At 62.6% G+C, this 26,716-nt stretch carries 19 protein-coding genes and 3 pseudogenes; 14 read left to right on the forward strand and 8 right to left on the reverse strand.

The window, feature by feature from the left end; genetic code table 11:
• Positions 1-22 precede the first annotated feature (22 nt).
• A complete protein-coding gene (locus A9K68_RS00830) occupies positions 23-826 on the forward strand; it encodes an oxaloacetate decarboxylase (protein ID WP_065006004.1) in 804 nt (267 codons plus the stop codon).
• Entirely contained in the window at positions 823-1,818 is a 996-nt protein-coding gene (locus A9K68_RS00835; RefSeq protein ID WP_065006005.1) for a proline racemase family protein, read from the forward strand. Before A9K68_RS00830 ends, A9K68_RS00835 begins: the two co-directional genes overlap by 4 nt.
• Positions 1,819-1,961: 143 nt before the next feature.
• Here A9K68_RS00835 and A9K68_RS00840 read toward each other — a convergent pair whose 3' ends face one another.
• Positions 1,962-2,657 carry a sulfate transporter family protein gene (locus tag A9K68_RS00840; RefSeq protein WP_029347756.1) on the reverse strand — a complete coding sequence of 232 codons (696 nt, stop codon included), beginning with the start codon at positions 2,655-2,657 and terminating at the stop codon, positions 1,962-1,964.
• Positions 2,658-2,852: 195 nt separating this feature from the next.
• Here A9K68_RS00840 and A9K68_RS00845 point away from each other — a divergent pair, with 195 nt between their 5' ends.
• Positions 2,853-3,845, forward strand: a complete 993-nt coding sequence (locus tag A9K68_RS00845) for an adenosine kinase (RefSeq protein ID WP_065006006.1) — start codon at positions 2,853-2,855, stop codon at positions 3,843-3,845.
• Positions 3,846-3,903: 58 nt separating this feature from the next.
• Here A9K68_RS00845 and A9K68_RS00850 read toward each other — a convergent pair whose 3' ends face one another.
• On the reverse strand, positions 3,904-6,183 hold the full coding sequence (locus tag A9K68_RS00850) for an NADP-dependent malic enzyme (protein WP_065006007.1): 2,280 nt from the start codon (positions 6,181-6,183) through the stop codon (positions 3,904-3,906).
• A 141-nt stretch (positions 6,184-6,324) separates the two neighbouring features.
• On the opposite strand from A9K68_RS00850, the gene mutS reads away from it, so the two are divergent.
• The gene (gene mutS / locus A9K68_RS00855; RefSeq protein ID WP_065006008.1) at positions 6,325-9,075 is read left to right on the forward strand and encodes a DNA mismatch repair protein MutS; all 2,751 of its coding nucleotides are present in this window, start codon (positions 6,325-6,327) and stop codon (positions 9,073-9,075) included.
• Between the two features lie 51 nt (positions 9,076-9,126).
• Here the strand turns inward: mutS and A9K68_RS00860 are convergent.
• From A9K68_RS00860 to A9K68_RS00870, 3 genes and pseudogenes are all read right to left on the reverse strand, one after another.
• A pseudogene (locus A9K68_RS00860) lies at positions 9,127-9,973 on the reverse strand (aldo/keto reductase).
• Positions 9,974-10,052: 79 nt separating this feature from the next.
• Positions 10,053-10,454 carry a DUF305 domain-containing protein gene (locus A9K68_RS00865; RefSeq protein WP_065006009.1) on the reverse strand — a complete coding sequence of 134 codons (402 nt, stop codon included), beginning with the start codon at positions 10,452-10,454 and terminating at the stop codon, positions 10,053-10,055.
• A 43-nt stretch (positions 10,455-10,497) separates the two neighbouring features.
• On the reverse strand, positions 10,498-13,002 hold the full coding sequence (locus tag A9K68_RS00870; RefSeq protein ID WP_065006010.1) for a heavy metal translocating P-type ATPase: 2,505 nt from the start codon (positions 13,000-13,002) through the stop codon (positions 10,498-10,500).
• 242 nt (positions 13,003-13,244) lie between these two features.
• Here A9K68_RS00870 and A9K68_RS00875 point away from each other — a divergent pair, with 242 nt between their 5' ends.
• The 5 genes from A9K68_RS00875 to A9K68_RS00895 all read left to right on the forward strand — a co-directional run bounded on the left by A9K68_RS00875 (position 13,245) and on the right by A9K68_RS00895 (position 20,511).
• A complete protein-coding gene (locus A9K68_RS00875; RefSeq protein ID WP_065006011.1) occupies positions 13,245-16,046 on the forward strand; it encodes a [protein-PII] uridylyltransferase in 2,802 nt (933 codons plus the stop codon).
• Positions 16,047-16,092: 46 nt separating this feature from the next.
• A complete protein-coding gene (gene murJ / locus A9K68_RS00880; RefSeq protein WP_065006012.1) occupies positions 16,093-17,691 on the forward strand; it encodes a murein biosynthesis integral membrane protein MurJ in 1,599 nt (532 codons plus the stop codon).
• Between the two features lie 207 nt (positions 17,692-17,898).
• Positions 17,899-19,011, forward strand: coding sequence for a tryptophan--tRNA ligase (trpS, locus tag A9K68_RS00885; protein WP_065006013.1), 1,113 nt, complete (start codon positions 17,899-17,901; stop codon positions 19,009-19,011).
• Between the two features lie 90 nt (positions 19,012-19,101).
• On the forward strand, positions 19,102-19,593 hold the full coding sequence (locus A9K68_RS00890; protein WP_029347740.1) for a universal stress protein: 492 nt from the start codon (positions 19,102-19,104) through the stop codon (positions 19,591-19,593).
• A gap of 348 nt (positions 19,594-19,941) precedes the next feature.
• The gene (locus A9K68_RS00895) at positions 19,942-20,511 is read left to right on the forward strand and encodes a NifU family protein (protein WP_029347737.1); all 570 of its coding nucleotides are present in this window, start codon (positions 19,942-19,944) and stop codon (positions 20,509-20,511) included.
• Positions 20,512-20,882: 371 nt separating this feature from the next.
• On the opposite strand, the gene A9K68_RS00900 is transcribed toward A9K68_RS00895, so the two are convergent.
• Positions 20,883-21,500, reverse strand: a complete 618-nt coding sequence (locus tag A9K68_RS00900) for a L,D-transpeptidase (protein WP_029347736.1) — start codon at positions 21,498-21,500, stop codon at positions 20,883-20,885.
• A gap of 226 nt (positions 21,501-21,726) precedes the next feature.
• On the opposite strand from A9K68_RS00900, the pseudogene A9K68_RS00905 reads away from it, so the two are divergent.
• Positions 21,727-22,147, forward strand: a pseudogene (locus A9K68_RS00905) (MerR family DNA-binding protein).
• A gap of 41 nt (positions 22,148-22,188) precedes the next feature.
• Here A9K68_RS00905 and A9K68_RS00910 read toward each other — a convergent pair.
• Entirely contained in the window at positions 22,189-22,515 is a 327-nt protein-coding gene (locus tag A9K68_RS00910) for a GYD domain-containing protein (RefSeq protein ID WP_065006014.1), read from the reverse strand.
• A 151-nt stretch (positions 22,516-22,666) separates the two neighbouring features.
• Here A9K68_RS00910 and A9K68_RS00915 point away from each other — a divergent pair, with 151 nt between their 5' ends.
• The 4 genes and pseudogenes from A9K68_RS00915 to A9K68_RS00930 all read left to right on the forward strand — a co-directional run bounded on the left by A9K68_RS00915 (position 22,667) and on the right by A9K68_RS00930 (position 25,658).
• Positions 22,667-22,966, forward strand: coding sequence for a DUF1330 domain-containing protein (locus A9K68_RS00915; protein ID WP_065006015.1), 300 nt, complete (start codon positions 22,667-22,669; stop codon positions 22,964-22,966).
• 98 nt (positions 22,967-23,064) lie between these two features.
• A pseudogene (locus A9K68_RS00920) lies at positions 23,065-24,005 on the forward strand (IS1595 family transposase).
• A 486-nt stretch (positions 24,006-24,491) separates the two neighbouring features.
• The gene (locus tag A9K68_RS00925; protein WP_156768171.1) at positions 24,492-25,214 is read left to right on the forward strand and encodes a DUF5343 domain-containing protein; all 723 of its coding nucleotides are present in this window, start codon (positions 24,492-24,494) and stop codon (positions 25,212-25,214) included.
• A gap of 267 nt (positions 25,215-25,481) precedes the next feature.
• The gene (locus A9K68_RS00930) at positions 25,482-25,658 is read left to right on the forward strand and encodes a hypothetical protein (protein ID WP_156768172.1); all 177 of its coding nucleotides are present in this window, start codon (positions 25,482-25,484) and stop codon (positions 25,656-25,658) included.
• 114 nt (positions 25,659-25,772) lie between these two features.
• Here A9K68_RS00930 and A9K68_RS00935 read toward each other — a convergent pair whose 3' ends face one another.
• Positions 25,773-26,513: a hypothetical protein gene (locus A9K68_RS00935; protein WP_156768173.1), complete on the reverse strand. Its 741-nt coding sequence runs from the start codon at positions 26,511-26,513 to the stop codon at positions 25,773-25,775.
• Between the last annotated feature and the right edge of the window lie 203 nt (positions 26,514-26,716).

Genomic DNA, 26,716 nt, shown 5'->3' on the forward strand with positions numbered 1-26,716 from the left:
CTTCGCACTCTGGGGAGCATCCATGGAAAAGGGCAAAATCTTTCGCGACCTGCACAGCTCGATCTTCGTCATGCCCAATCCCTGGGACGTCGGCACGACGAAACTGCTGGCCTCATTCGGTTTCAAGGCGCTGGCGACGACCAGCGCCGGCTTTGCCTTTTCGCGCGGCCTGCCCGACGGCGCGGTGACCTTCGAGGCGATGATCCACCACTGCCGCGAGGTGGCGGCGGCGACCGGCCTGCCGGTCTCGGCCGATCTCGAAAAGGGCAAGGGCGACAGCGCGACAAGTGCATCCGAAACCATCTTCGCGGCCGAGGCCGCGGGCCTCGCCGGCTGCTCGATCGAGGACCACACCGGCGAGCCCGACAAGCCGATCTATGGTTTTTCGCATGCCGTCGAGCGCGTCGCCGCCGCAGCGGAGGCGGCACGGGCGCTGAAGCACGATTTCGTCTTCACCGCGCGGGCTGAGAATTTTCTATGGGGCAAGCCCGACATCGACGACACGATCAAGCGGCTGCAGGCCTTCGAGAAGGCCGGCGCCGACGTGCTCTACGCGCCGGGCATCAGTGACATCGAAACGGTGCGAACCGTCTGCTCGGCGCTGACCAAGCCGGTCAACGTCATGGTGAGGCCCGGCTTCACCATCGCCGATCTTTCCCTGGCAGGCGTCAAGCGCATTTCGCTCGGGCCCTGGCTGACCAATTTCGCCTTCGGCATGCTGGAGACGGCGGCGCGCGAGATCCAGCAGGACGGCACCTTCGGCTTCACCCGCACCGCCATGCCTTTCGGCAAGCTGCAGGCGTTGTTTGCCGAACCCCACGTATGACGCTCACCGTCGTCGACATGCACACCGGCGGCGAGCCGCTGCGGATCGTCACCGGCGGCTATCCCAAGATCCCCGCAGGCACGATCCTGGAAAAGCGCGCCTATGTGCGCGACCACCTCGATCATCTCAGGAAGATCCTGATGTTCGAGCCGCGCGGCCACTACGACATGTATGGCGCGCTGCTGGTGGAACCCGACCTGCCCGGCGCCGACCTCGCCGTGCTGTTCATGCACAATGAGGGCTATTCGACGATGTGCGGCCACGCCATCGTCGCGCTCGGCCGCTACGCCGTCGACGAGAGGCTGGTGGCGCGGCAGGAGCCGGTGACGACAGTCAATATCGAAGCGCCGTGCGGGCTGGTCGTCGCCTCGGTCGAGGTGCAGGACGGCAAGGCCGGCGCGGTGTCGTTCGAAAGCGTGCCGGCCTTTCTGTTCGCCCGCGACCAGGAGATAGAATTGCCGGGCTTCGGTTCGATCGGCTTCGACATCGCCTATGGCGGCGCCTTCTATGCGCTCGCCGATTGCCGCCAGTTCGGGCTGGAATTCGGCAGGAACCGCGTGCGCGATTTCGTCGATGCGGCGACAATGCTGACCGGGAAACTGAAGGCCGAGTTTCCGCTGTCGCATCCCGACCATGCCGACCTTGCCTTTCTCTACGGTACCATCCTGACCGACGGACAGGACGCATTTTCCGATACCCCGACCAAAAACATCTGCGTCTTCGCCGAGGCCGAGGTCGACCGTTCGCCGACCGGCTCGGGCGTCACTGCGCGGCTGGCGGCAATGCATGCCAAGGGCGAAATCGCCGGCCAGACGCGGCTGTTCGAGAGTGTTGCAGGCTCGCGCTTTTTCGGCAGCGTGGCGAGGACCGCGAAAGCCGGGCTGCATGACGCCATTATCGCCCGAGTCGGCGGCCGCGCCTACTACTGCGGCCGGGTCGAATTCATCGTCGAACCCGACGACGAGTTGGGACGCGGTTTTCTTTTACGCTAGCGCCGGGGTGCGCTGAGATTCGGTCAGCCCGTGCTGAGAACGGTGGGTTCCGAGAACCGGAACGGAGCGTAACGTTTGGGTGCTTACCGGAAGCACAGGAAAACGCCATTCGCAAGCCGGCATCACCCGAATATCAGCACGCCCTAAGCGGCTTCCCGCGCACTGATCGCCTTGTGCAAATGCACCATCATGGCGGCGGCGAAGAGCGGCGTCAGAAGGTTGAGCAGCGGCACGGCGAGGAAGGCAGCGATAACCAGCCCGGCGAGGAACACCGTGACGGCATGTTTTTTGCGCAACGCCCGTGCCTCGGCCTCCGGGCGAAAACGCATGGCGGCGAACTCGAAGAACTCACGCCCCAGCAGATAGCCGTTGACGATGAAGAAGGCAGCGATGTTGATGCCCGGCACCAGCAGAAGCAGCAAGGCCACGATGTTGCCGACGATGACGACGCCGAAGAATCTTATCGCCAGCACCATCGAGCGCAGTGCCGGCATGGCGCGGCCGGGCGGGTCATTGGGATAGTCGGTGCGCTCGACCACTTCGGCGACGTCGTCGAGGAACAGGCCGGCGATGATCGCCGTCACCGGCGCGATCAGCAGCGCCAGACCCAGCGCGAGACCGATGCCGGCGACGATGAAGCCCAGCCATCCGGCCCAGGACGGCAGGCTGGGCAGCCATGCGTCGATCCATGGCCAGGCCAGCCATTCGAACAGGCCCTCGATGGCGAACCACAGCGCGGCGAGCGCCAACAAGGTCAGGCCCAGCGTTTTTGCGAACACCGAGCGGAATTCGGGCGAAAACAGCCGGCTGGCGGCGGCGCGGGCGGCGCTAGAGATCACGGCGTTTCCAATTCCATGGCTGGTATCTCCGAGGCAGGCGGAGACAGGCAAGACACAGGCGGACAGCGTGTTGCAGTGCATCTGCCGTTCGACCAGATTAATAGATCCCGACCCTAGGCAAAGCCGCATCAAATCGCTAGACCCGCCCGCGGCCGGCGTGCCAGAAAGCCGGTGGTTTTCGCGGAGACATCATTGATGCCGAACTATGACGTGCTTTGTATCGGTAATGCCATCGTCGACATCATCGCCCAGTGCGACGAGGCATTTCTGGAAACGAACGGCATCATCAAGGGCGCGATGAACCTGATCGACACGAGGCGCGCCGAGCTCCTCTACAGCCGCATGGGCCCGGCCATCGAAGCCTCCGGCGGCAGCGCCGGCAACACAGCGGCAGGTGTCGCCAGCTTCGGCGGGCGCGCCGCTTTCTTCGGCAAGGTCTCGAACGACACGCTCGGCGAAATCTACGCCCACGACATGCATGCGCAGGGCGTCGCCTTCGACACCAGGCCGCTCAACGGCGAACCGCCGACGGCGCGCTCGATGATCTTCGTCACGCCGGACGGCGAGCGCTCGATGAACACCTATCTCGGCGCCTGCGTCGAGCTCGGGCCGGAGGATGTCGAGGCCGACAAGGCCTCGGGCGCCGCCGTCACCTATTTCGAGGGCTATCTGTGGGACCCGCCGCGCGCCAAGGAAGCGTTCCGGCAGACAGCGAAGCTCGCCCATGCCGCCGGGCGCGAAGTGTCGATGACGCTGTCGGATTCGTTCTGCGTCGACCGCTATCGCGACGAGTTTCTGGAGCTGATGCGCTCAGGCACCGTCGACATCGTCTTCGCCAACAGCCACGAGATCAAGTCGCTTTACCAGACCGCCTCCTTCGACGAGGCGCTGGCGCAGATCCGCAAGGACTGCAAGATCGCCGCCGTCACCCGCTCGGAAAAGGGCTCGGTAATCGTGCGCGGCGACGAGACCGTCACCATCGATGCGACCAAAATCCGCGAACTGGTCGACACCACCGGCGCCGGCGACCTCTATGCCGCCGGCTTCCTCTACGGCTACACGCAAGGGCGCAGCCTGAAGGATTGCGGCGACCTCGGCTCGCTGGCGGCCGGACTGGTCATCCAGCAGATCGGGCCAAGGCCGCGGCAGAATTTGCGCCACGAGGCTGAGCAGGCAGGGCTGCTGTAGGCCTCGACGTCGTCTCTTCCTTCTCTCCCTTATGGGAGAAGGCAGAGACGTCCGCTCCTCACGCCCCCGCCGTATACGCCGCGATCGCCGCCATGTTGACGATGTCACTGTCCTTGGCGTTGAGCGCGACGATCTGAACTGGCTTGTCCAATCCGACCAGCAGCGGGCCGATGACCGTCGAGCCGCCAAGTTCCTGCAGCATCTTGGTTGAGATCGAGGCCGAGTGGAACGCCGGCATGATCAGCACATTGGCCGGGCCGGTCAGCCGGATGAACGGGTATTGCGCCATGGCGCGCGCGTTGAGCGCCACGTCGGCGGCCATCTCGCCGTCATACTCGAAATCGACGCGCCGCTTGTCGAGGATGCGCACCGCTTCCTGGACGCGCTCGGAGCGCTCACCCTGCGGATGTCCGAAGGTGGAATAGGCGAGCATGGCGAGCCTTGGTTCATAACCCATGCGGCGGGCAAAGCCGGCGGCTTCCTCGGCGATGTCGGCGATCTGTTCGGCATTGGGCATGTCGTGCACGGCGGTATCGGCGACGATCACGGTTCGGCCCCGCGCCAGCACGATCGAAACGCCAATGACGCGGTGGCCGGGCTTGGCGTCGATGACACGGCGGATGTCGTCGAGCGCTGTGGAGTAGTTGCGGGTGACGCCGGTGACGATGCCGTCGGCATCACCCAGCGCCACCATGCAGGCGGCGAAATGGTTGCGGTCGTTGTTGATCAGGCGCTGGCAGTCGCGAAACAAGAAGCCCTTGCGCTGCATGCGCTCGTACAGATAGTCGGTGTAGACGCCATTGCGGCGCGACAGCCGCGCATTGATGATCTCGATGCCTTGCTTGTTCAGCTCGATGCCGGCGTTCCTGGCGTTCTCCTTGATGATGTCGTCGCGGCCGAGCAGGATGGCGGTGCCGAGCCGCTGGTTCACATAGGAGACGGCGGCGCGCATCACCTGCTCCTCCTCGCCCTCGGCGAAAACGATGCGCTTGGGCTGGCGGCGCACGCGGTCGTAGATGCGCTGCAGCGTCGAGGCGATCGGATCGCGGCGGGCGGAAAGCTCCTGCGCGTAGCGGTCGAGGTCGAGGATCGGCTTGCGCGCGACGCCGGACTCCATCGCTGCCTTGGCGACCGCGATCGGAATGGCCGAGATCAGGCGCGGATCGAACGGCACCGGGATGATGTAGTTGGGGCCGAATTTCGGCCGCATGCCCTGGTAGGCGGCGGCGACGTCGTCGGGCACGTCCTGGCGTGCCAGTTCGGCCAGCGCCCGCGCCGCGGCGATCTTCATGTCATCATTGATGGTGGTCGCCCGCACGTCCAGCGCGCCGCGGAAGATGTAGGGGAAGCCGAGCACGTTGTTGACCTGGTTCGGATAGTCCGAACGGCCGGTGGCCATGATGGCATCGGTGCGGATTTCGGCGACTTCCTCCGGCGTGATCTCCGGATCGGGATTGGCCATGGCGAAGATGATCGGCTTCTCGGCCATCGACTGCACCATCTTGGTGGTCAGTGCGCCCTTGGCGGACAGGCCGAGAAACACGTCGGCGCCGTCCAGCGCCTCGGCTAGCGAGCGCGCGTCGGTCTTGACGGCATGCGCCGACTTCCACTGGTTCATGCCTTCTGTGCGGCCCTGGAAGACGACGCCTTTGGTGTCGCACAGAATGATGTTTTCAGGCGCAAAGCCCATTGCCTTCATCAGCTCGATGCAGGCGATGCCAGCCGCACCCGCGCCGTTGCAGACCATTTTCGTGGTCTTCATGTCGCGGCCGGTGATTTCCAGCGCGTTGATCAGGCCGGCGGCCGAGATGATGGCTGTGCCGTGCTGGTCGTCGTGGAAGACCGGTATGTCCATCAGTTCGCGCAGCCGCTGCTCGATGATGAAGCATTCCGGCGCCTTGATGTCTTCCAGGTTGATGCCGCCGAAGGAGGGCCCGAGGAAGCGCACGCAGTTGATGAACTCGTCGGCATCCTCGGTGTCGACCTCGAGATCGATGGAATCGACATCGGCGAAGCGCTTGAACAGCACCGCCTTGCCTTCCATCACCGGCTTGGCGGCCAGCGCGCCGAGATTGCCGAGGCCGAGGATGGCGGTGCCGTTGGAAATGACCGCGACCATATTGCCGCGCGCCGTGTAGTCGAATGCGCGGCTGGGATCCTCGGCGATGGCGAGGACCGGAACCGCGACGCCCGGCGAATAGGCGAGGCTCAAGTCGCGCTGGGTGGCCATCGGCTTGGTGGCGACGATCTCCAGCTTGCCGGGACGGCCCATGGCGTGGAATTCCAGCGCCTCCTGCGCACTGACGGAGGGCCCGGGGTTTTCGGTTTTCCTGGCCATGATGCTTTCGATTTCCTCACCCGTGCAGCACCTCGTCGAGACGGGCGCAATGCTTTCTTTTGTGGAACGTTCGGGATTAAGGCTACACTTCGCCGCTGTAAACCGCCAAGCAGATAGCTCGGGAATTTTGGAAGCAGCTTCTTGAACGACGAAACGCCCATTCGCAGCGACAGCGCTACGCCGGCCTTTGCGCCGGCGACGCCGATGATGGAGCAGTATATCGAGATCAAGGCGGCGAACCCGGATTCGCTGCTGTTCTACCGCATGGGCGATTTCTACGAGCTGTTCTTCGACGACGCCGAGAAGGCGAGCCGGGCGCTTGGCATCGTCCTGACCAAGCGCGGCAAGCACCAGGGCCTCGACATCCCGATGTGCGGCGTGCCGGTGCATGCCGCCGACGACTACCTGCAGAAGCTGATCGGACAAGGGTTCCGCGTCGCCGTCTGCGAGCAGATCGAGGATCCGGCCGAGGCGAAGAAACGCGGCGGCAAGTCGGTGGTGCGCCGCGACGTGGTGCGCTTGGTGACGCCCGGCACCATCACCGAGGACAAGTTGCTGGCGCCGTCGGAATCGAGCTTTTTGATGGCGCTTGGCCGGGTCAAGGGCGGGGCCGAGCCAAGAGGCGGGGAGCGCGGCAGCGCGACAGGGAACCAAGGAAGTTTTGCGCTGGCCTGGATCGAGATCTCGACCGGCGCCTTCCGCGTTGCCGAGACCACCGCAGACCGGCTGCTCGCCGATGTCTTTCGCGTCGACCCGCGCGAGCTGATTGTCGCCGAGCCGGTGTTTTACGATCCCGAGCTGAAACCGGTGTTCGACGTGCTCGGCCGGGTCGCCAATCCGCAGCCGCCGAGCCTGTTCGACTCGGCATCAGCCGCCGGGCGCATCGCCCGTTTCTTCGCGGTGGCGACGCCGGACAGTTTCGGCACGTTTTCCCGCGCCGAGCTATCGGCGATCTCAGGCGCTATCGCTTATGTCGAGAAAACGCAGAAGGCCGAGCGGCCGCCGCTATCGTGGCCCGAGCGCGAGGAGCAGGGTTCGACGCTGTTCATCGATCCGGCGACACGCGCCAATCTGGAGCTGCTGCGCACCCTTTCCGGCAGCCGCGAGGGCTCGCTGTTCAAGGCGATCGACCGCACGGTGACCGGCGGTGGGGCGCGACTGCTCGCCGATCGGCTGATGGCGCCGCTGACCGATCCGGTGGCAATTGGTGCAAGGTTAGATTCGGTGTCGTTCTTCCGGTCGGAGACACGACTGTGCCAGGCGGTGCGGGCGAGCCTGAAAAGCGTCGCCGACATGCCTCGCGCCCTGTCGCGGCTGGCGCTCAACCGCGGCGGCCCGCGCGATCTCGGCGCGCTGCGTGCCGGGTTCGACGCTGCCGGCACTATTGCCGAACTGTTCGGGGCGACCGCCCTTCCGCAAGAACTGGCGGCGGCGCTGGCGGCGATCGAGGCGCTGCCACGTCCGCTGGCCGAGCATCTGACGCAGGCGCTCAGTGACGAGCTGCCGCTGCTCAAGCGCGACGGCGGCTTCGTCCGCAGCGGCTACCACGTTGAGCTCGACGAGTTGCGGGCACTGCGCGATGAATCGCGCAAGGTGATTGCCGGGCTGGAGCGCTCGCTGATCGACGAAACCGGCATCCGCTCGCTGAAAATCCGGCACAACAATGTGCTTGGCTATTATATCGAAGTCACCGCCAACCACCATGCGATCATGACGAGCAGCGATGGAGCGAAGGCGCGCTTCATCCATCGTCAGACCATGGCCAATGCCATGCGCTTCACCACGACCGAACTCGCCGAGCTGGAATCGAAGATCGCCAATGCCGCCGACCGGGCGCTGGCGATCGAGCTTGCCGCCTTCGACAGGCTGACGGCGGAAGCGGTCGGCCAGGCGGACAAGATCCGCGGCGGCGCAGAAGCGCTTGCCGTGCTCGACGTGTCGGCGGCACTTGCGCTGCTTTCCGAAAGCGAAGCCTGGTGCCGGCCCGTGGTGGACGCCAGCCTCGCCTTCGCAATTTCGGGCGGACGGCATCCGGTGGTGGAACAGTCTCTGCGGCGTTCGGGCGAAGGATCGTTCGTCGCCAATGATTGCGATCTATCGCCGGAAGGCGATGCCAAGAACGGCGCGATCTGGCTGCTGACCGGCCCCAATATGGGCGGCAAATCGACCTTCCTCAGGCAGAACGCGCTGATCGCCATCCTCGCCCAGACCGGCTCCTTCGTGCCGGCGGCATCAGCCCATATCGGCGTCGTCGACCGGCTGTTTTCACGTGTCGGGGCCTCGGACGATCTGGCGCGCGGCCGCTCGACCTTCATGGTCGAGATGGTCGAAACGGCGGCGATCCTCAACCAGGCCGGCGAACGCGCGCTGGTGATCCTGGACGAGATCGGCCGCGGCACAGCTACCTTCGACGGCCTGTCGATCGCCTGGGCGGCGGTCGAGTATCTGCACGAGAAGAACCGTTGCCGGGCGATCTTCGCCACCCACTTCCACGAGATGACGGCGCTGGCCAGCAAACTCGCTCGGCTGCACAACGTCACCATGCGGGTCAAGGAATGGGAGGGCGACGTGGTCTTCCTGCACGAGGTCGGCAAGGGTGCCGCCGACCGCTCCTACGGCGTGCAGGTGGCGCGTCTGGCCGGCTTGCCGGAAGCGGTGGTCGGGCGGGCCAGGGAAGTGCTGCACCAGCTGGAAGCGGGCGAGGTTTCGGGCAAGCCAAACCGGCTGGTCGACGATCTGCCGCTGTTTTCGGTGGCGGTGAAACGAGAGGCGCCGAAGCCGGCAAAGAGCGATGGACTGAGCGCGGCGCTAGGGGAGATCAATCCCGACGAGATGACGCCGAGGGAGGCGCTGGAAGCGCTGTATCGGCTGAAGGGAATGGCGGGGAAGTAGTCAGGCTTCGTACGATAGCGCAGGGAACGCGACCCTAGGTCCTGCGCCACCTCAAATCATCTGCAGCCCGCGCTTGCGGGTCGGTGGCGGGAAGGCACGGTCGATTTCTGCGGAATCTTCCGAGGTGAGCTCGATGTCCAACGCAGCGACATTCTGGCGGACATGCTCTTGCCTGCCGGCCTTTGGGATGGCGATGACGCCGTCCTGTGCCATCAGCCAGGCCAGCGCCAACTGAGCCGCCGTGGCACTGTGGCGGGCGGCGATGGCTTCGAGCGTGGTATTGCGCGCCAATAGGCCCTGATCGACCGGCGAATAGGCCATCAGCGGAATGCCGCGTTGCCGGTTCCAGGGCGCAAGGTCGAATTCGGGGCCGCGCTGAGACAGATTGTAGAGGATCTGGTTGGTCTGGACGCTGTCGCCGGCCGGCAGGCTGACCAGTTCGTCCATCTCATGGGTGTCGAAATTGCTGACGCCCCAGTGGCGGATCTTGCCGGCCTTTTTCAACGCGTCGAAGGCCTCGACCGTTTCCGCCAGAGGCAGGCTGCCGGGCCAGTGCAGCAGATAGAGATCGATACGGTCGGTGCGCAGATGCTTGAGGCTTCTGTCGCAGGCCGCCGGAACGCCGATGCGCGAGGCGTTGGACGGCAGCACCTTGGAGACCAGGAACACCTCGTCGCGGCGCCCGGCAATGGCATCCGCCACCACCTCCCTCGGCCCCGCCGCTGGCATACATTTCGGCGGTGTCGATCAGCGTCATGCCGAGATCGAGCCCGAGCTTCAGCGCGTTGACCTCATCGGCATGGCGGCTGAAATCCTCGCCCATCCTCCACGTGCCTTGACCCAGCACGGGAAGGGCTTCGCCCGAGGGCAATGTGGTGGTTCTTATCGTTGATGGCATGGCGCGCTCCAGTCGACGCCCGATGGCAGCACACCCTTCGGGAGAAATCCACCCCGGATTTCCCGCGAGCTGCCTGGTGCTACTCCACCGGATGGGCGGCCAGCCAATCCTGCATCTGCTTGATCTCGGCTTCCTGCGCTGCGATCACCGCTTCGGCCATTTTGCGCATTTCCGGATCCTTGCCATTGGCAAGCTCGATCTTGGCCATGTCGATTGCGGCCTGATGATGCGGGATCATGCCGCGGGCGAAATCGACATCGGTATTGCCGGAAGGTTCGATCGCCATCATGGCGGTGTGCATCTTGTCCATCGCCGCCTTGTACCCGTTGGTCGAGGGGCTTTGCGCGCCCATCGCGCCCATGTCGTGCGCCCCCTTGTCGTGTTTCATCTCCTGGGCTTGCGACGGAATGCTTTCGAGGAAAACGGCAAGCAGCATTCCGGCCGCTATCAGCAGCAGCACGATCTTCTTGGCCAAGGTCATTCATGATCTCCTTTTTGAACGAATTTCTATCTGGAGGCTTGGCTCAGAGTCTCAACGTCCTGAGCCGCAACGCGTTGGTGATGACCGAAACCGAGGACAGGCTCATCGCCGCTGCCGCAATCATCGGCGACAATAGGGTGCCGGTGAGCGGATAGAGCACGCCGGCGGCAACCGGCACGCCAAGCACGTTGTAGAGGAAGGCGAAGAACAGGTTCTGGCGGATGTTGCGGATCGTCGCCTGGGCGAGCGTGCGAGCCCGGACGATGCCGTTGAGATCGCCCTTGACCAGCGTGATCCCAGCGCTTTCGACCGCTACATCGGCGCCGGTGCCCATGGCGATGCCGACATCGGCGGCGGCCAGCGCCGGCGCGTCGTTGACGCCGTCGCCGGCCATGGCGACGCCGGCGCCCCTGGCGCGCAACTCCTCGACCAGCGCACTCTTCTGTTCCGGCAGCAGGCCGGCACGCACCTCGTCGATGCCGAGTTTGCTGGCGATGGCTTTCGCCGTGCGTTCGTTATCGCCGGTCGCCATGATGATCTTGAGGCCGCGGTCGTGCAGCGCCTTGATCGCTTCTGATGTCGTTGCCTTGATCGGGTCGGCGACGGCGACGATGCCGGCCAGTTTCTTGCCGACGGCGACGAACATCGCGGTCTCGCCTTGGGCCTGCAGCACTTCGGCGCTGGTCGAGATGGATGCGATATCGATGCCGAGATCGGCCATCATCGCGGCGTTGCCGAGCGCGACGTTCTTTCCCGACACCGTGCCGGAAACGCCCTTGCCGGTCACCGCCTCGAAACCGCCGACGTCGGGAATCTTTACCCCGCGTTCACGGGCGCCTTCGACGATCGCCTCGGCCAGCGGATGCTCCGAGCCTTTTTCGAGGCCGGCGGCAAATGCCAGCAGATCATCCTGCGTTATGCCTTCGGCCGCGACGAGGTCGGTCAATCTCGGCCGGCCTTCGGTCAATGTGCCGGTCTTGTCGACGATCAGCGTGTCGACCGAAGCAAAGCGTTCGAGCGCCTCGGCATCCTTGATCAGCACGCCGGCATGCGCGCCGCGCCCCGTGGCGGTCATGATCGACATAGGCGTGGCAAGCCCCAGCGCGCAAGGACAGGCGATGATCAGCACCGAGACCGCAGAGACGATGGCAAAGACGAGGCTGGGTTGCGGCCCGAAGATCGCCCAGGCGATGAACGCAACGATCGCAACCACCACGACGGCCGGGACGAAATAGAAGGAGACGCGGTCGGCCAGACCCTGGATCGGCGCGCGCGAACGCTGCGCCTTGGCGACGAGCTCGACGATCCGCGCCAGCGTGGTTTCGGCGCCGATCCTCTCGGCGCGCATGATCAGCGAACCGTTCTTGTTGAGCGTGCCGCCGGTGAGCGGGTCGCCTTCGTTCTTTTCGACCGGCAGCGGCTCGCCTGACAGCATCGATTCGTCGATGGAAGAGCGGCCTTCCAGCACGATGCCGTCGACCGGCACGGCATCGCCGGGGCGAATGCGCAGGCGATCGCCCGCCTTGACCGTGTCGAGCGGCACGTCGTTTTCGGAACCGTCCTCGCCGATCAGCCGCGCGGTCTTCGGCGCGAGGTCGAGCAGCGCGCGGATCGCCGAGCCGGTTTTCTCACGGGCGCGCAACTCCAGCACCTGGCCGAGGAAAACCAGCGCCACGATGACGGCGGCCGCCTCGAAATAGACCGGCACCGTGCCCTCATGACCGCGGAACTGGTGCGGAAATATATCCGGGAACAGCGCGGCGACGACGCTGTAGAGATAGGCGGCACCAACGCCGAGCGAAATCAGCGTCCACATGTTGGGGCTGCGGTTGAGAACCGAATCCCAGCCGCGGTGGAAGAAAGGGAATGCCGCCCACAGCACAACCGGGCTGGCCAGCGCCAATTCCATCCAGATCTTCGCCGAATCCTCGATGAAGGCGCTAAACGTCACGCCGAGCATTGGCGCCATGGCGAATATCAGCAATGGCACCGACAACACGGCGCTCACCCAGAACCGCCTCGTGAAGTCGACCAGTTCCGGGTTCGGCCCCTCATCGCCGGTCGGCACGCCCATCGGCTCCAACGCCATGCCGCAGATCGGGCAGGCGCCCGGCTTGTCGCGGACGATTTCGGGATGCATCGGACAGGTGTATTGCGTGCCTTTCGGCATCGCCTGCGGCTCTGGCTTGTCGCCAAGATACTTTGCCGGCTCCGCCTCGAATTTCACCTTGCAGCCGGCCGAACAAAAATAGAAGCCCTGGCCTTCATGCCGGGAAAAGTGCTTCGCGGCGGCACGGTCGACACGCATGCCGCAGACCGGGTCGGTGGCGGTAAGGTACTTTTCCGGCTCGGCCGTGAATTTCGAACGGCAGCGCTCGCTGCAGAAATGATAGAGGTGGCCGCCATGCTCGGCTGTCGGCTTGCCGGCGGCCGGATCGACGGTCATGCCGCAGACCGGATCGCGAATGACGGCGTCGGCGACGGACGGAATAGCTTTTGCCGCGCAGCAGCCGCTATGGGCGTGATGGTCATGGTCGGAATGCGTCATGCGGAAATGCCCCTGTGTCTCGGTTCTGAAACGGAGGTAGTGCTTCCAGTGACTGGAAGGTCAAGGACCAATTTCTGTTTTTCTTGCCGAGGCGCGCGCCAAACCACCGGCGGACAATCCCGCATCCAGCCGCCGCCGCATGCCATCGACGACTCCGTGGAGAGCGTGTCCGTCCGCCCCATACCCAGCGCCGCGAAAACGCGCTATAGACGCCGCCAAAACGGCGAGGCCGAACGGCACTTATGGCAAGAATCTCTCTAAAGCTCGATGAACTGATCGACAGCCAAGCCTTGCGCTGCGAGATGACGGCGCTGACCGCGGCCACGGCAGGCGACGGCTCCGGCAAGGCTGCGCGCGCCGGTGTTCTCCAGCTTCTCAAGGGCAGGCTGACCGCCGGCCGCAGCATCGCCGAACGCATGCTGATGGACGACGGCAGTGGCACCGCCTGCGCCGCCCGGCTGTCGCATCTCATGGACGAGATCATCCGCGCGCTCTACGATTTCGCCGCCAGCCATGTCTATCGCGTCAAAAACCCGTCATCGGCCGAACGCATGGCCGTCGTCGCAGTCGGCGGCTATGGCCGCGGCACGCTGGCGCCAGGATCCGACATCGATCTCCTCTTCCTGCTGCCCTACAAGCAGACGCCATGGGGCGAGCAGATCGTCGAATACATGCTCTACATACTTTGGGATCTGGGGCTGAAGGTCGGCCACGCCACCCGCAACATCGACGAATGCCTGCGGCTGTCGCGCACCGACATCACCATCCGCACCTCGATCCTGGAAGCGCGTTTCCTGTGGGGCGAGCAGAAGCTCTATGACGAGCTCTTGCAGCGTTTCGACCGCGAGGTGGTGCGCACGACCGGGCCCGAATATGTGCAGGCCAAGCTTGCCGAACGCGACGAGCGCCATGCCAAGGCCGGCGAAAGCCGCTATCTGGTCGAACCCAACGTCAAGGACGGCAAAGGCGGCCTGCGCGACCTGCAGACGCTGTTCTGGATCGGCAAGTATTTCTACCGGGTGCGAACCGGCGAGGAGCTGGTCGACAAGGGCGTCTTCACCGGCACCGAATACCGGGAGTTCCAGAAGGCCGAGGATTTCCTGTGGGCGGTGCGCTGCCACATGCATTTCCTCACCGGCAAAGCCGAGGAACGGCTGCATTTCGACATCCAGCGCGAGATTGCCGAGCGGCTGGGCTACACCACACATCCAGGCCTGTCGGCGGTCGAGCGCTTCATGAAGCATTACTTCCTCGTCGCCAAGGATGTCGGGGATCTCACCCGCATCTTCTGCGCTGCACTCGAGGAAGAGCAGGCCAAGCATGTGCCGGGCTTCAACCGCATCTTCCTCACCTTCTCGCGCCGCAAGCGCAAGCTTGCCGGCACGTCCGATTTCATTATCGACAACCATCGCATCAACGTCGCCGACGACCTGGTGTTCGAGCGCGATCCGGTCAATCTCTTGAGGCTGTTCTGGTTCGCCGACAAGCACGGGCTGGAATTTCACCCCGATGCGCTGAAGCTGCTGACCCGTTCGCTCGGCCTCGTCGGCAAGGCGCTCAGGCGCGACGAGGAAGCCAACCGGCTGTTCCTCGACATATTGACGTCGGACCGCAATGCCGAACTCAATCTCAGGCGCATGAACGAGGCGGGACTGCTGGCAAAGCTGATCCCGGATTTCGGCAAGATCGTCGCCATGATGCAGTTCTCGATGTACCACCACTATACGGTGGATGAGCACCTGATCCGCTGTATCGGCGTGTTGGCCGAGATCGAGCGTGGCGACGGTGAAAAGATCCACCCGCTTGCCCACACGCTGATGCCGGGGCTGAAGAAAAGCCACGAGGCGCTCTACGTCGCGGTGCTTTTGCACGACATCGCCAAGGGACGGCCCGAGGACCATTCCGAAGTGGGTGCCCGGATCGCGCGGCGCATCTGCCCGCATATGGGGCTGTCGGCGGCCGACACCGAAACAGTTGCCTGGCTGGTCGAGAACCACCTCGTCATGTCGATGACGGCACAGACCCGCGATCTCAACGACCGCAAGACAATCGAGGATTTCGCCGCGATCGTGCAGTCGGTCGAACGACTGAAGTTGCTGCTAATCCTCACCGTCTGCGATATCAGAGGCGTCGGGCCGGGCGTCTGGAACGGCTGGAAAGGCCAATTGCTGCGCACGCTCTACTATGAGACCGAATTGCTGTTGACCGGGGGATTTTCGGAAGTGTCGCGCGCCGAGCGAACGGCGGCGGCACGCGAGCGGCTGGCCGAAGCGCTTGCCGATTGGTCCGAAAAAGCCCGCAAGCGCTATGTCGGCCTGCACTACGAGAACTATCTGCTGACGGTCGATCTCGCCGACCAGCTTCGCCACGCCGAATTCATCCGCGAGGCGGATGCGGCGGGCAAAAAGCTCGCCACGATGATCAAGACCCATCAGTTCGAGGCGGTGACCGAGATCACCCTGCTGGCGCAGGACCATCCCCGCCTGCTTTCGGTCATTGCCGGGGCATGTGTGGCGGCCGGCGGCAACATTGTCGACGCGCAGATCTTCACCACCGCCGATGGCCGCGCGCTGGACACCATCCTGATCTCGAGGGAATTCGACCGCGACGAGGACGAACGCCGCCGCGCCGGGCGCGTCGGCCGCCTGATCGAGGATGTGCTGTCGGGCAAGAGCTGGCTGCCGGAGATGATCGAGAAGCGCACCAAGCCGCGGCGCGGCGCCAAGGTCTTCCGCATCCCGCCGCGCGCCGAAATCCGCAACACGCTGTCGAACCGGTTCTCGGTGATCGAGGTCGAGGGGTTGGATCGGCCGGGCCTGCTGTCCGAGATCACCGGGGCGTTGTCCGACCTGTCGCTCGACATCGCGTCGGCACACATCACCACCTTCGGCGAAAAGGTCATCGATACCTTCTATGTAACCGATCTCACCGGCCAGAAGATCGACAGCCCGACGCGCATGGCCGCCATCCAAAACAGGCTGGTCGCGGTTCTCGAAGGCACCGTGCTGGAGCGCGGCGGCAAGGCGAAGGCCGCGGCCGAGTGACAACCACCATTTATTTGTCCCAATCCTGCAGGCAGTCTCCAGACGCATGAGCCTTGTCAAAAAGTTCGCGACGGTCGCTTCCGGCACGCTGATGAGCCGTGCCCTCGGCTTCGGCCGCGAGATGCTGATGGCGGCCGCACTCGGCACCGGGCCGATTGCCGACGCCTTCAACGCGGCGTTCCAGTTTCCCAATACCTTTCGCCGGCTGTTTGCCGAAGGCGCCTTCAATGCCGCCTTCGTGCCGCTGTTCGCCAAGGAAATCGAGACCCACGGCACCGATGGCGCCAAGCGCTTTTCGGAAGAGGTGTTCGGCGTGCTGTTCACGGCGCTGCTGGCGCTGACCATCGCCATGGAACTGGCGATGCCGCTGATCGTGCGCTACCTGGTGGCGCCGGGCTTTGCCGACACGCCGGGAAAGTTCGAGATGACGGTCCGGCTTGCGACCATCATGTTTCCCTACCTGATCTGCATGTCGCTCGGCGCCATGATGGCCGGCATGCTGAATTCGCTGCGCCGCTATTTCGCCGCGGCGGTGGCGCCAGTGTTCCTCAACATCATCCTGATCGGCGTGCTCGCCTATTCCTGGCACAAGGGATCGGACGCGCGCACCGTCGGCTTCGCGTTGGCCTGGGGCGTACTGGCGGCGGGGCTGGTGCAACTGGCGATCGTCTGGGTGGCGGTGCGCCATGCCGGCATCTCGATCGGTTTCCGCAGGCCAAAGATGACGCCCAATGTCAAGCGGCTGCTGATCCTGGCGCTGCCGGCGGCAATCACCGGCGGCATCACTCAGATCAACCAGCTGATCGGCACCGCGATCGCCTCGGCGCAGGACAGTGCGGTGTCGTCGCTCGCCTATGCCGACCGTATCTACCAACTACCGCTCGGCGTCGTCGGCGTCGCCGTCGCCATCGTGCTTCTGCCCGAACTGTCGCGGGCGCTGAAGTCAGGCAATCTGATCGAAGCGGCCAATCTGCAGAACCGGTCGGTGGAGTTCACCTTGTTCCTGACCTTGCCGGCGGCGGCGGCACTGCTGGTCATGTCGGAGCCGATCGTGGGGCTGGTCTACGAACGCGGGGCATTTGCCGCCAACAACTCGACGCCAATCGTGGCGGCAATCCTGGCGATCTTCGGCTTGGGTTTGCCGGCCTTTGTGCTGATCAAGGCGTTCACGCCCGGCTATTTCGCCCGCGAAGACACGCGCACGCCGATGATCTTCGCCGCCATCTCGGTGGCGGTGAACATCACCACCGCGCTGACGCTGTTTCCGCAGATGGGCGCGCCGGGCATCGCCGTCGCCTCGGCCGTCGCCGGCTGGGTCAATGCGCTGATGCTGCTCGGCGTGCTGATCCGGCGCGGTCACTGGGGCCGCGACGTACCACTCATGAGACGCATCCCACGGCTGGTGCTGTCGGCGGCGATGATGGGGGCGGCGCTCTATTTTGCCGAGCACTGGTTTGCCGCCCAACTGGCCTCGGGCTCACCGCTGGTCGTCAAAGCTACGACGCTTCTCGCGCTGGTTGCCGGCGGAGCGTTGCTTTATTTCGTCACCGCCTTCGCCACCGGCGGCGCCGATTTCGGCATGATTCGGCGCAATGTCAGGCGGAAGGGATCGCCGCCTGTTAATGAGCCGAACGGTAGACAATGAGGGGCAGCGTCGGCCTGTCAAGCCGAGCGACAAGCGCAACAAGCGCGATGCCTCAAACGGTATGGAACAAGCAATCTGGCCCGAAGCGATTTGCCCCGCCGTGCTAGCCGACAACCTCTTGATCCGCTCCCCGCTCTCGTCCATAAGCGCGCCGTCGAAAGACTTTCGCCGCGTGCGAAACGGCCCTCCACAAGCCAGGAAAACACCATGACTGACTCCAATCAGCCCGCCTTCAATCAGCCTGCCTTCAATCAGCCTGCTTTCAAGCCACTTGTCTTTTCCGGCGTCCAGCCGACCGGCAATCTGCATCTTGGCAACTATCTCGGCGCCATCAAGAAATTCGTCGCCCTGCAGGACACCTCCGATTGCATCTATTGCGTCGTCGACCTGCATTCGCTGACCGCGCAGCTTGTCCATGACGATCTCAAGGACCAGACACGCTCGATCACCGCGGCGTTTCTCGCCTCCGGCATCGACCCGAAGAAGCACATCGTCTTCAACCAGTCGCGGGTCATGCAGCACGCCGAGCTTGCCTGGATCTTCAATTGCGTGGCGCGCATCGGCTGGATGAACCGGATGACGCAGTTCAAGGACAAGGCCGGCAAAGACCGCGAGAACGCCTCGCTTGGGCTGCTTGCCTATCCGAGCCTGATGGCGGCCGACATCCTCGTCTACCGCGCCACCCACGTGCCGGTCGGCGATGACCAGAAGCAGCATCTGGAGCTGACACGCGACATCGCGCAAAAATTCAACAACGACTTTTCGGACCGCATCGCCGGCCTTGGCGCCGGCGTCGAGATGAAGGTTGGCGAGGAGACGGTGAACGGTTATTTTCCGCTGACCGAGCCGATCATCGGCGGACCGGCGGCGCGCATCATGTCGCTGCGCGACGGCTCCAAGAAGATGTCGAAGTCGGACCCGTCGGATCTATCGCGCATCAATTTGACTGATGATGCCGACAGCATCTCGAAGAAGATCCGCAAGGCCAAAACTGACCCCGAGGCATTGCCAAGTGAATTGGACGGCCTTGCCGGCCGGCCGGAAGCCGAAAACCTGGTCGGCATCTATGCGGGTCTGGCCGAGATATCGAAGGAGGCGGTGCTGAAAGAGTTCGGCGGCCAGCAGTTTTCGGTGTTCAAGCCGGCGCTGGCCGACCTTGCCGTGGAAAAGCTGGCGCCGGTCGCCGGCGAGATGCGCCGCATTTCCGACGACCGCGCATATGTCGACGCAGTGCTGAGGGATGGCGGCGAACGCGCCGGCACACTGGCCGAAGCGACGATGAAGACGGTGCGCGACATCATCGGCCTGCTGCAAGGCTGATCTGCACCCAACATCGCTGCACCCGCGGGTCGCTTGCCGCCGGGCTGTGGCGGTGGCAGATTGCGACCGAAACCATCGAACAGGGTGAACATGGTCTCCAAACGCCTCAGCCGCGAAGCCGGCCATCGCCGCAAATTCCTGGCGATCATCGACGACACGCCCGAATGCGAGCGGGCCGTCGCCTACGCCTCGAAGCGCGCGCAGAGCACCAGCGGCGTGCTGGTGCTGCTCTATGTGATCGAACCTGACGATTTCCAGCATTGGCTGGGTGTCGAGAAGATCATGCGCGAGGAGGCCACCGCCACCGCGCGGGCGGCGCTTGATGCGTACGCCAACAAGGTGCGCCAAAAGCTCGGCATCGAGCCGGAACTGGTGGTGCGCGAAGGCAAGCCGACGGAAGAGATCCACAAATTGATCGAGGAAGACCAGGATATCGCCATCCTCGTGCTGGCGGCCGGCGCCGGTAAAGAGGGCCCGGGGCCATTGGTCGGCGCGGTCGCCGGCAAGGGCGCCGCCTTTCCCATCCCAGTGACGGTGGTGCCGCAGAACCTGTCGGACGAAGAGATCGACAGCCTCGCCTAAGGTATGTTGATATTCAGGTGATGCCGGAGTGCGAATGGCGGTTTCCTGCGCTTCCGGTGCTCACGTACCCAAAAGTACGAAGCCACCCAGTCTGGTCGCTTCGCGCGCCCGTCTTCGACTGCGACGCGGCCTGACCTGAATCTTCAACAACCCTAAGCGCAAAATCCCTGGCCAGCGCAAAAGTCGAAGTGCTGCAGCCCTGCACGTCCAATCAGAACGCGCTGCTGCAGAAGAAAATTCATTCTCTTGGCAGCCGGTTCCGGCAATGCCTTTCGCTTGAATGTCTCGCCGATAAGGCCTATTTAGAATTATTCCAAACTATCTGCCCGAATGGGCACGGAGACATCCATGTTCATCCAGACCGAATCGACGCCAAATCCGGCGACATTGAAGTTCCTGCCCGGCAAGGAAGTGCTTGTCGAAGGCACCGCCGATTTCCGCGATGCCGACAGCGCCGCTACGGCTTCGCCGCTGGCCGGCCGGCTGTTCGAGATCCCCGGCGTCACCGGCGTCTTCTTCGGCTATGATTTCATCACCGTGACCAAGGACGGCCCCGACTGGCAGCATCTGAAGCCGGCGATCCTCGGCGCCATCATGGAGCACTTCATGTCCGGCGCGCCGGTGATGGCCAAGGCCGGCCCCGCTGCCGAGACCAGCCAGACCGGCGAATTCTACGACAAGGCCGACGAGGAACTGGTCATCACCATCAAGGAACTGCTCGACACGCGGGTGCGCCCGGCCGTCGCCCAGGATGGCGGCGACATCACCTTCCGCGGCTTCGAGAACGGCACCGTGTTCCTGCACATGAAGGGCGCCTGCGCCGGCTGCCCGTCGTCGACGGCGACGCTGAAGCACGGCATCCAGAACCTGCTCCGGCATTTTGTGCCCGAGGTGCAGCAGGTCGAACAGGTCTCTTAGAGACCCGGCTCAAAGAACGCCAATCCGCCTTCACGCGATAGCCAGGGCAATCGCTTCGGGTTGCGCCGCCCCTCATCGCCTTGCCGGGCACTTCTCCCCGTATAGTGACGGAGAGAAGGACGCCTTCGCAAGGGATTTCGCCAATCTCCAGCGTTGCGGAAAGGGTGCCAAGGTTGCGGCCTGCCCCTTCTCCCCGTCACTATACGGGGAGAAGATGCCGGCAGGCAGATGAGGGGCGGCGCCGGGATCGACAACTGGTCTTTTGTCTGAAGCGATTGTTCTGGCGCGATAACAAAAAACCGGGCCAAAGTGCCCGGTTTTCTGTTCTGCGACGTCCATTTGTTGCCTAGACGGTCCGCGTATGAAAGTTTTTACAAGACTATCACTTTGGCGCCGACCGAGGTGCGGTCGTACAGGTCGATAATGTCTTGATTCATCAGCCGGATGCAGCCCGACGACATCGCCTTGCCGATCGAGTTCCACTCCGGGCTGCCATGCAGGCGGTAGCCGGAATCGCCGCCCTTGTTGAACAGATACAGGGCGCGCGCACCGAGTGGGTTGGTCAATCCGGGCTCCATGCCGCCGGCAAACTTGGCGAGCTCCGGCTGGCGCTTGATCATCGCCGAAGGCGGCGTCCAGGTCGGCCATTCGCGCTTCACCGCGATACGGGCGGTGCCGCGCCATTCAAAACCCTCGCGGCCGACGCCGATCCCGTAACGCATCGCCTCGCCGCCGCCCATGACATAATAGAGAAACTTGTTCTGCGTATCGACGACGATGGTGCCCGGCTTTTCATCGGTGTCGTAGCTAACGACCTGCCGGCGATACTTGAACGGCACCTTTTCGATCGGAATGCGCGGCAGTTGATAGCCCGCATCGGTCATCGGGCCATAGTTGTTGGTGAATATCTGCGAGCCGATGGTGCTGCAACCAGCAATAGCCGTCGACAGCGCAAGTGCGGCGACGATTGCGAATGACTTCATGCGCATGAAAAGGTCCGATGCCCCGCCCGAAATAGAGCGGCTCGAGACGGCCGCTTTGTCGCCATCATTCATGCTGGCATTTGCTTTGCTTGCCAAGCGCGCGATGCCTATATGCAGGGGCTTACCTGCCGGTAAGTCCTCAACTGTGGCTTTTCGGCAACGGCGATCATAAGATTATGTAGCAAATTCAATGGGGCAGCCCGCCAAGCCGCCGGAAGTCAAGGAACCCATCATGAATGGAGATGCCACCCAGCGTTCCGGCCTGCCGGCCAAGACCATTCGCTACTATGAGGGAGATCGGCCTGATCCGTCAGGCGCGCGCCGGCAACGGCTACCGCGACTATTGCGGCGACGACATCCACCGGCGGACTTTCCTGCGCCGCGCGCGCAACCTCGGTTTTTCAATCGACGACTGCCGCCAGCTGATGGCGCTCTACCGGGACCGCAGCCGCGCCAGCCATGACGTGCGCGAGATCGACGCCGCGCATGTGACGGCAATCGAGGAGAAGGTGCGCGAGCTGCAATCGATGCGCTCGACCTTGCAGAAGCCGATCCATGCCTGCCACGGCGACGACCGGCCGGACTGCCCGATCCTGGAGGATATTGCGGGGGCTGCGCAGGCTGGAGATAAAATCGCTTCCGCGGCTGCATGAGCGACTAGCCTCCGACACTCCGCGAGGCCGCAAAGGGGCTCTTACGACCCCGGCGGGCGATACCGGATCGACTTTGCCTTCCCGAGCGCTTGGATCGTCTCTTCGACGCTTAGGAGGACGGTGGTCTCATACGAGTTGATCGCTCCTCCCGCACCGATAGCCAGCATGACAGATGCCATCGAAACGTTGTCTGGCGCCTCCCACAGGTTCCAGCCATCGTGCTCTCCGAAGGCATACCAGAACCCGTGCAGCTTTCCGCCCACCGACTCGATGTAGGTGCGGGCCGCCTCGCGTCTATCCTCGGGGTTTTCGATCAGGCGCGCCCAGGTCTCGGGCGTATAGCTGAATTGCGTGAGATACATCGGCATGGTTCGTCTCCTCCCAGAGCTGCCCCCAACGAATGTAGTAAAGCGCCCGATACGGGGAGAGGCGAGTCGTTTCCGAGGCGTAGTACCGCTGGCTTAGTTGTGGGGCCGCTAATGGAGCTGCTTCACTGGCTTTCTTCAACGAGTAAGGCCAATGGCAGCGTATCTCATTGCTGATGTAGACATAACCGATGCCGCCGTTTTCGAGGAATACCGCCGGGATGTGCCAGCAACCGAAGCGCGCTATGGGGGACGGTACATCGCTCGTGGCGGAGCCACCAAAGTGCTGGAAGGCGATTGGGAACCTCATCGCCTGGTCATTGTCGAGTTTCCGGACATGGCCTCCCTCATGGCATGGCACGGCTCTCCAGAGTACAGCCGGTTCAAAGCTATCCGTGAACGCTGTGCAAAGACGAGGATCATTGCTCTGGAGGGCGTGATTCCCGTTGGTTGAAGGCCGGGTTTGCTAACCGGATAATCGGCTTCTTGGGGTGATTATATGGTTGACAAACCCAAATGGAACTGCGATAACTATTCCAAAGAGTTATCGCTATGTCCGTTTTGTCCCGCCCCGAGTTCCATGACGAAGCCAAGGCTTTCGAGCATGTCGAATCCATACTGTGGCCGAACGGTCCTGTTTGCCCTAAGTGCGGTAGCGTTGATCGCCACTACGCATTGAAGGGCGTTCGCACCAAGCCTTCCAAAAAGAACCCGAACGGCGTGGAGCGTCATGGCCTGTATAAGTGCAGCGCTTGCCGTTCGCAGTTCACCGTCCGCATGGGCACGATCTTCGAGGAAAGCCATTTGCCGCTGACCAAGTGGCTACAGGCTATCCATCTTATGTGCGCCTCTAAGAAGGGCGTCAGCGCTCACCAGATGCACCGCATACTCGAATGCACCTACGAAGCCGCTTGGTTCCTGTGCCACCGCATTCGCCTTGCAATGGCGTCTGGCGAGCTTTCTCCGATGGATGGCGGCGGCAACACCGTCGAAGTTGACGAGACGTATATCGGTCGCTTGAAGGGCACGCCGGTTAAGCCCGGTGGCGGCGCTCACAAGAACAGCGTCGTCACGCTGGTCGAGCGCGGTGGCCGCGCCCGTTCCTTCCATGTCGATACCGCTCGCATGGGCAACGTCATGCCGATCGTCCGCGCCAACATCGCCAAGGAAAGCGCGCTCATGACCGACGAGTCCCGGTAATCTATCGCCGCGCCAGCCAGGATTTCGCCTCGCATGAAACCGTGAACCATTCCAAAGACGAGTATGTTCGCGGCCACGTCCACACCAATACCGTCGAAGGCTTCTTTTCGATCTTCAAGCGCGGCATGAAGGGCGTCTATCAGCATTGCAGTGAACACCATCTGCATCGTTATTTGGCTGAATTCGATTTCCGCTATTCCAACCGCGTCGCGCTTTGCGTTGATGACGGCACCCCTTTCATCGCGCTCAACGGCGTGAAGGGCAAGCGCCTCACCTATCGCAGACCTGCTTGACGACAAGCGTAGGCATTACCGGAAGCCGGTGCAGCTAGAATTGCCGCTCTGGCGAAGTGGCGGCGGTCGGCGCTCGAAAGCGCGCTAGAGCGCCCCATGTTGCCCGTTGCGTTGCCGCCTGCGCCCGCCATTCGCGGTCCAGCGCATCGAAACCCTCGCTATTGAATTCGAACGTATGGCCTCCGGAAATCCTACCGCGATGGTTTCCCCCGATTCGATTTGCGTTTCTGCTCCCGGTCGGACCACATAAACCAGTCCATTTGCCAGTTGGACGGCTACCCGACGCAAGGGCTGACCGCCGAAAGCGCGAACGACAACGTCACCTTGAAACATCGCTTCTCTCCTTGTTATGCAAGGGATACAGCGGCGATAGATGGACACAAAAGCTCTTTCTTGGCGCAGGATATTCCACGCTTGTCTATTTGGAACCGATATGGCATATGAATTTCCAGTTAGCGCGCAGCGCGATTCTTCGAGGATGAAGAAATGGCACAGGACGACGAGAGCACGAAAACAGCGCTTAGTCCGCCATACATCGCCTTTGCATCACTGAGGACGCTTTTCTCGTCTCTTAAGGAGCACGGGCTTCCGGGGCGGATTGATCGGAGCGTATTGACCAACTTCTCCGGCGCTGTCGGCAGCCAGATCATTACGGCGCTGCGATTCATGAAGCTTATCGATGCGGACAACCGCCCGAAACCGGATTTCCAGTTGTATTTGAACGCTTTCGGCACAGACGTTTGGCCGGCGGAATTGGGCAGCCTCCTCCAGAATACCTATGCCCCTATCTTCGAGTTGGATTTGAAGACAGCTTCGCCTTCGCAGTTCATTGAGAGGTTCCGCGCGACTTATCCCAACAAGGAAGAAACGCTTCGGAAATGCGTAACGTTCTTTTTGAACGCGGCGCGGGAAGCTGAGTTGCCGATCAGCGCATATATCATGCGGAACAAGAAGCCACGCGCTAGCAATGGGCCAAAGAAGCCCAAGGTCGCCCGTCAGCAAAAAACCGATAACGAGAACAATGGAAACGCCGCTAGCGCCGGGGCAGGCGCAGGAGGTGGGAACGGCGGGAAATCAGATCCGGTTGATGATTTCAAGAACCAGTTGCTCGGCAAGTTTCCAGATTTTGATCCCACTTGGCCCGACAACATCAAGGCTGAATGGTTCAAAGGTTTCGACCAGTTCATGGCTATGGCCAAGAAACAATGAAGCCGTCTGACTTTCGCCAGACGGCTTTCAAGAGCTTCAGTGCAGAGCGCGCGAACTTTCGCAGGGGACCGCGCAATGCGCCCAACGGAGAGAAAGGAGGATGCGTCATGTGGTCCATGACCCGGAGAATACCGGTATCCGCCTGACGGCGGTTTCACCCTGCCCCCTTCCATAAGGGGTAGATTGAGAGGCGACGGTGCGTCCAAAGCGCCGTCGTTCTCGTTGCTTACATAGCAATTTCGCTCGATTCCGTCTAGGTTTATGGCCATGCCCGACAAGAAGCCGCAGATTGAGAAGTTCCGCGAAGCCGCGCGCTCGCTCGGAAGCGTGGGCAATGATGAGTATGACGACGCCGTTGCGAAAGTCGCGAAGGCCCAGAGGCTTTCGGAAGAGCAGATAAAGAAACTGGTGCGCGACCAGCGGAAAGAGAAACGCCCGGCCTGATCTGATTGATGCCGGGCGTCGCTTGTCAGAATTGATTCTGTCTATTTCCAGGACTCATTTCGACGCACGAGCTTAGGGCGCCCACGAAGCAGCGCCCGGGCTTCCTCATGCATCTCACGCGTGACGCGCTCGTAGGATTTTCTTTCCGAGGTCGACATAGCCTGAACATCCGAGGATCGCTCGGCCTTCTGCATCAGTGAGACACTCGTACGAAAATCCGAGATTTTTGTGGCAAAAACTTCCAAGATCGTTCCCATAGAAACGCTCCAAGTCTGCCCGAGTATCATCGCCCAACCTAATTCTTCGAGGACGACCATCGCCCAATGCGATAGCGCTCATAACTATAACTCGGCCACCTTTACGCTCAATGAACGAACGAAGGTCGGCCAAGGTTCCGCCCGTGGTTATAACGTCATCCACTATTACATACGAGGCGGACTTGTCAATTTCGCCGTAAAAGTCGCAACGGTTGGCTATCCTCCTCCAGTTTAGCGAAAGATCGCGCGACACCGTTTTCTGCTGGAAAACCTCTGTATCGACATCCCAATCGAGTTCATGAGACAGCCATTGGGCATAGCCGATGGCTAAAGCATTGTTGGAATCACCTGGCTGGCAGGACGGCGCGATTATTTTCGGCTTTCCGCCTTGGTCCTCAACATAATCGGCCAGCGAAAGGACGCTTTCGAGGTTGTGAAGATCGTCAACGATGGCAATCGCGGCTTCAATGTTCCGTTGGCCCTTCGCGGCATCGTAAAGAGGATGCGACTTGAGAGTGGCAATCTTTTTATCCGCGCTCGCCCAAGGCACGTTAACAAATGCATCCGGGAAATTATTTGGCCAAGGAACGCGCGTCATGACACCGACTCAGAAGAACCGGCCCATATAATCGATTCGTGACGTGTATTGCTACGATTCCACGCGGGGTTACTCAGCTTCGGCCATATGCTGACTCAGCAGGGGCTACAGCACTTGTAAGCGATTATAGCGCCACCATTCCCCACGCAGTCCCCATCGTCGCCACCTAGTTACCCTCAGAGGTACCGGCCTGTCAGGCATAT

The sequence above is a fragment of the Mesorhizobium sp. AA22 genome, from assembly GCF_001672375.2.
GTDB classification, from domain to species: domain Bacteria; phylum Pseudomonadota; class Alphaproteobacteria; order Rhizobiales; family Rhizobiaceae; genus Mesorhizobium; species Mesorhizobium wenxiniae.

Coding starts and splice junctions, on each gene's coding strand:
- A9K68_RS00895 (WP_029347737.1), top strand. CDS start 19,942: ATGTTCATCCAGACCGAATCGACGCCAAATCCGGCGACATTGAAGTTC.
- A9K68_RS00865 (WP_065006009.1), bottom strand. CDS start 10,454: ATGACCTTGGCCAAGAAGATCGTGCTGCTGCTGATAGCGGCCGGAATG.
- A9K68_RS00900 (WP_029347736.1), bottom strand. CDS start 21,500: ATGCGCATGAAGTCATTCGCAATCGTCGCCGCACTTGCGCTGTCGACG.
- A9K68_RS00835 (WP_065006005.1), top strand. CDS start 823: ATGACGCTCACCGTCGTCGACATGCACACCGGCGGCGAGCCGCTGCGG.
- A9K68_RS00830 (WP_065006004.1), top strand. CDS start 23: ATGGAAAAGGGCAAAATCTTTCGCGACCTGCACAGCTCGATCTTCGTC.
- A9K68_RS00925 (WP_156768171.1), top strand. CDS start 24,492: ATGGCACAGGACGACGAGAGCACGAAAACAGCGCTTAGTCCGCCATAC.
- A9K68_RS00850 (WP_065006007.1), bottom strand. CDS start 6,183: ATGGCCAGGAAAACCGAAAACCCCGGGCCCTCCGTCAGTGCGCAGGAG.
- A9K68_RS00890 (WP_029347740.1), top strand. CDS start 19,102: ATGGTCTCCAAACGCCTCAGCCGCGAAGCCGGCCATCGCCGCAAATTC.
- A9K68_RS00930 (WP_156768172.1), top strand. CDS start 25,482: ATGCCCGACAAGAAGCCGCAGATTGAGAAGTTCCGCGAAGCCGCGCGC.
- A9K68_RS00915 (WP_065006015.1), top strand. CDS start 22,667: ATGGCAGCGTATCTCATTGCTGATGTAGACATAACCGATGCCGCCGTT.
- murJ (WP_065006012.1), top strand. CDS start 16,093: ATGAGCCTTGTCAAAAAGTTCGCGACGGTCGCTTCCGGCACGCTGATG.
- trpS (WP_065006013.1), top strand. CDS start 17,899: ATGACTGACTCCAATCAGCCCGCCTTCAATCAGCCTGCCTTCAATCAG.
- A9K68_RS00935 (WP_156768173.1), bottom strand. CDS start 26,513: ATGACGCGCGTTCCTTGGCCAAATAATTTCCCGGATGCATTTGTTAAC.
- A9K68_RS00845 (WP_065006006.1), top strand. CDS start 2,853: ATGCCGAACTATGACGTGCTTTGTATCGGTAATGCCATCGTCGACATC.
- A9K68_RS00910 (WP_065006014.1), bottom strand. CDS start 22,515: ATGCCGATGTATCTCACGCAATTCAGCTATACGCCCGAGACCTGGGCG.
- A9K68_RS00875 (WP_065006011.1), top strand. CDS start 13,245: ATGGCAAGAATCTCTCTAAAGCTCGATGAACTGATCGACAGCCAAGCC.
- A9K68_RS00870 (WP_065006010.1), bottom strand. CDS start 13,002: ATGACGCATTCCGACCATGACCATCACGCCCATAGCGGCTGCTGCGCG.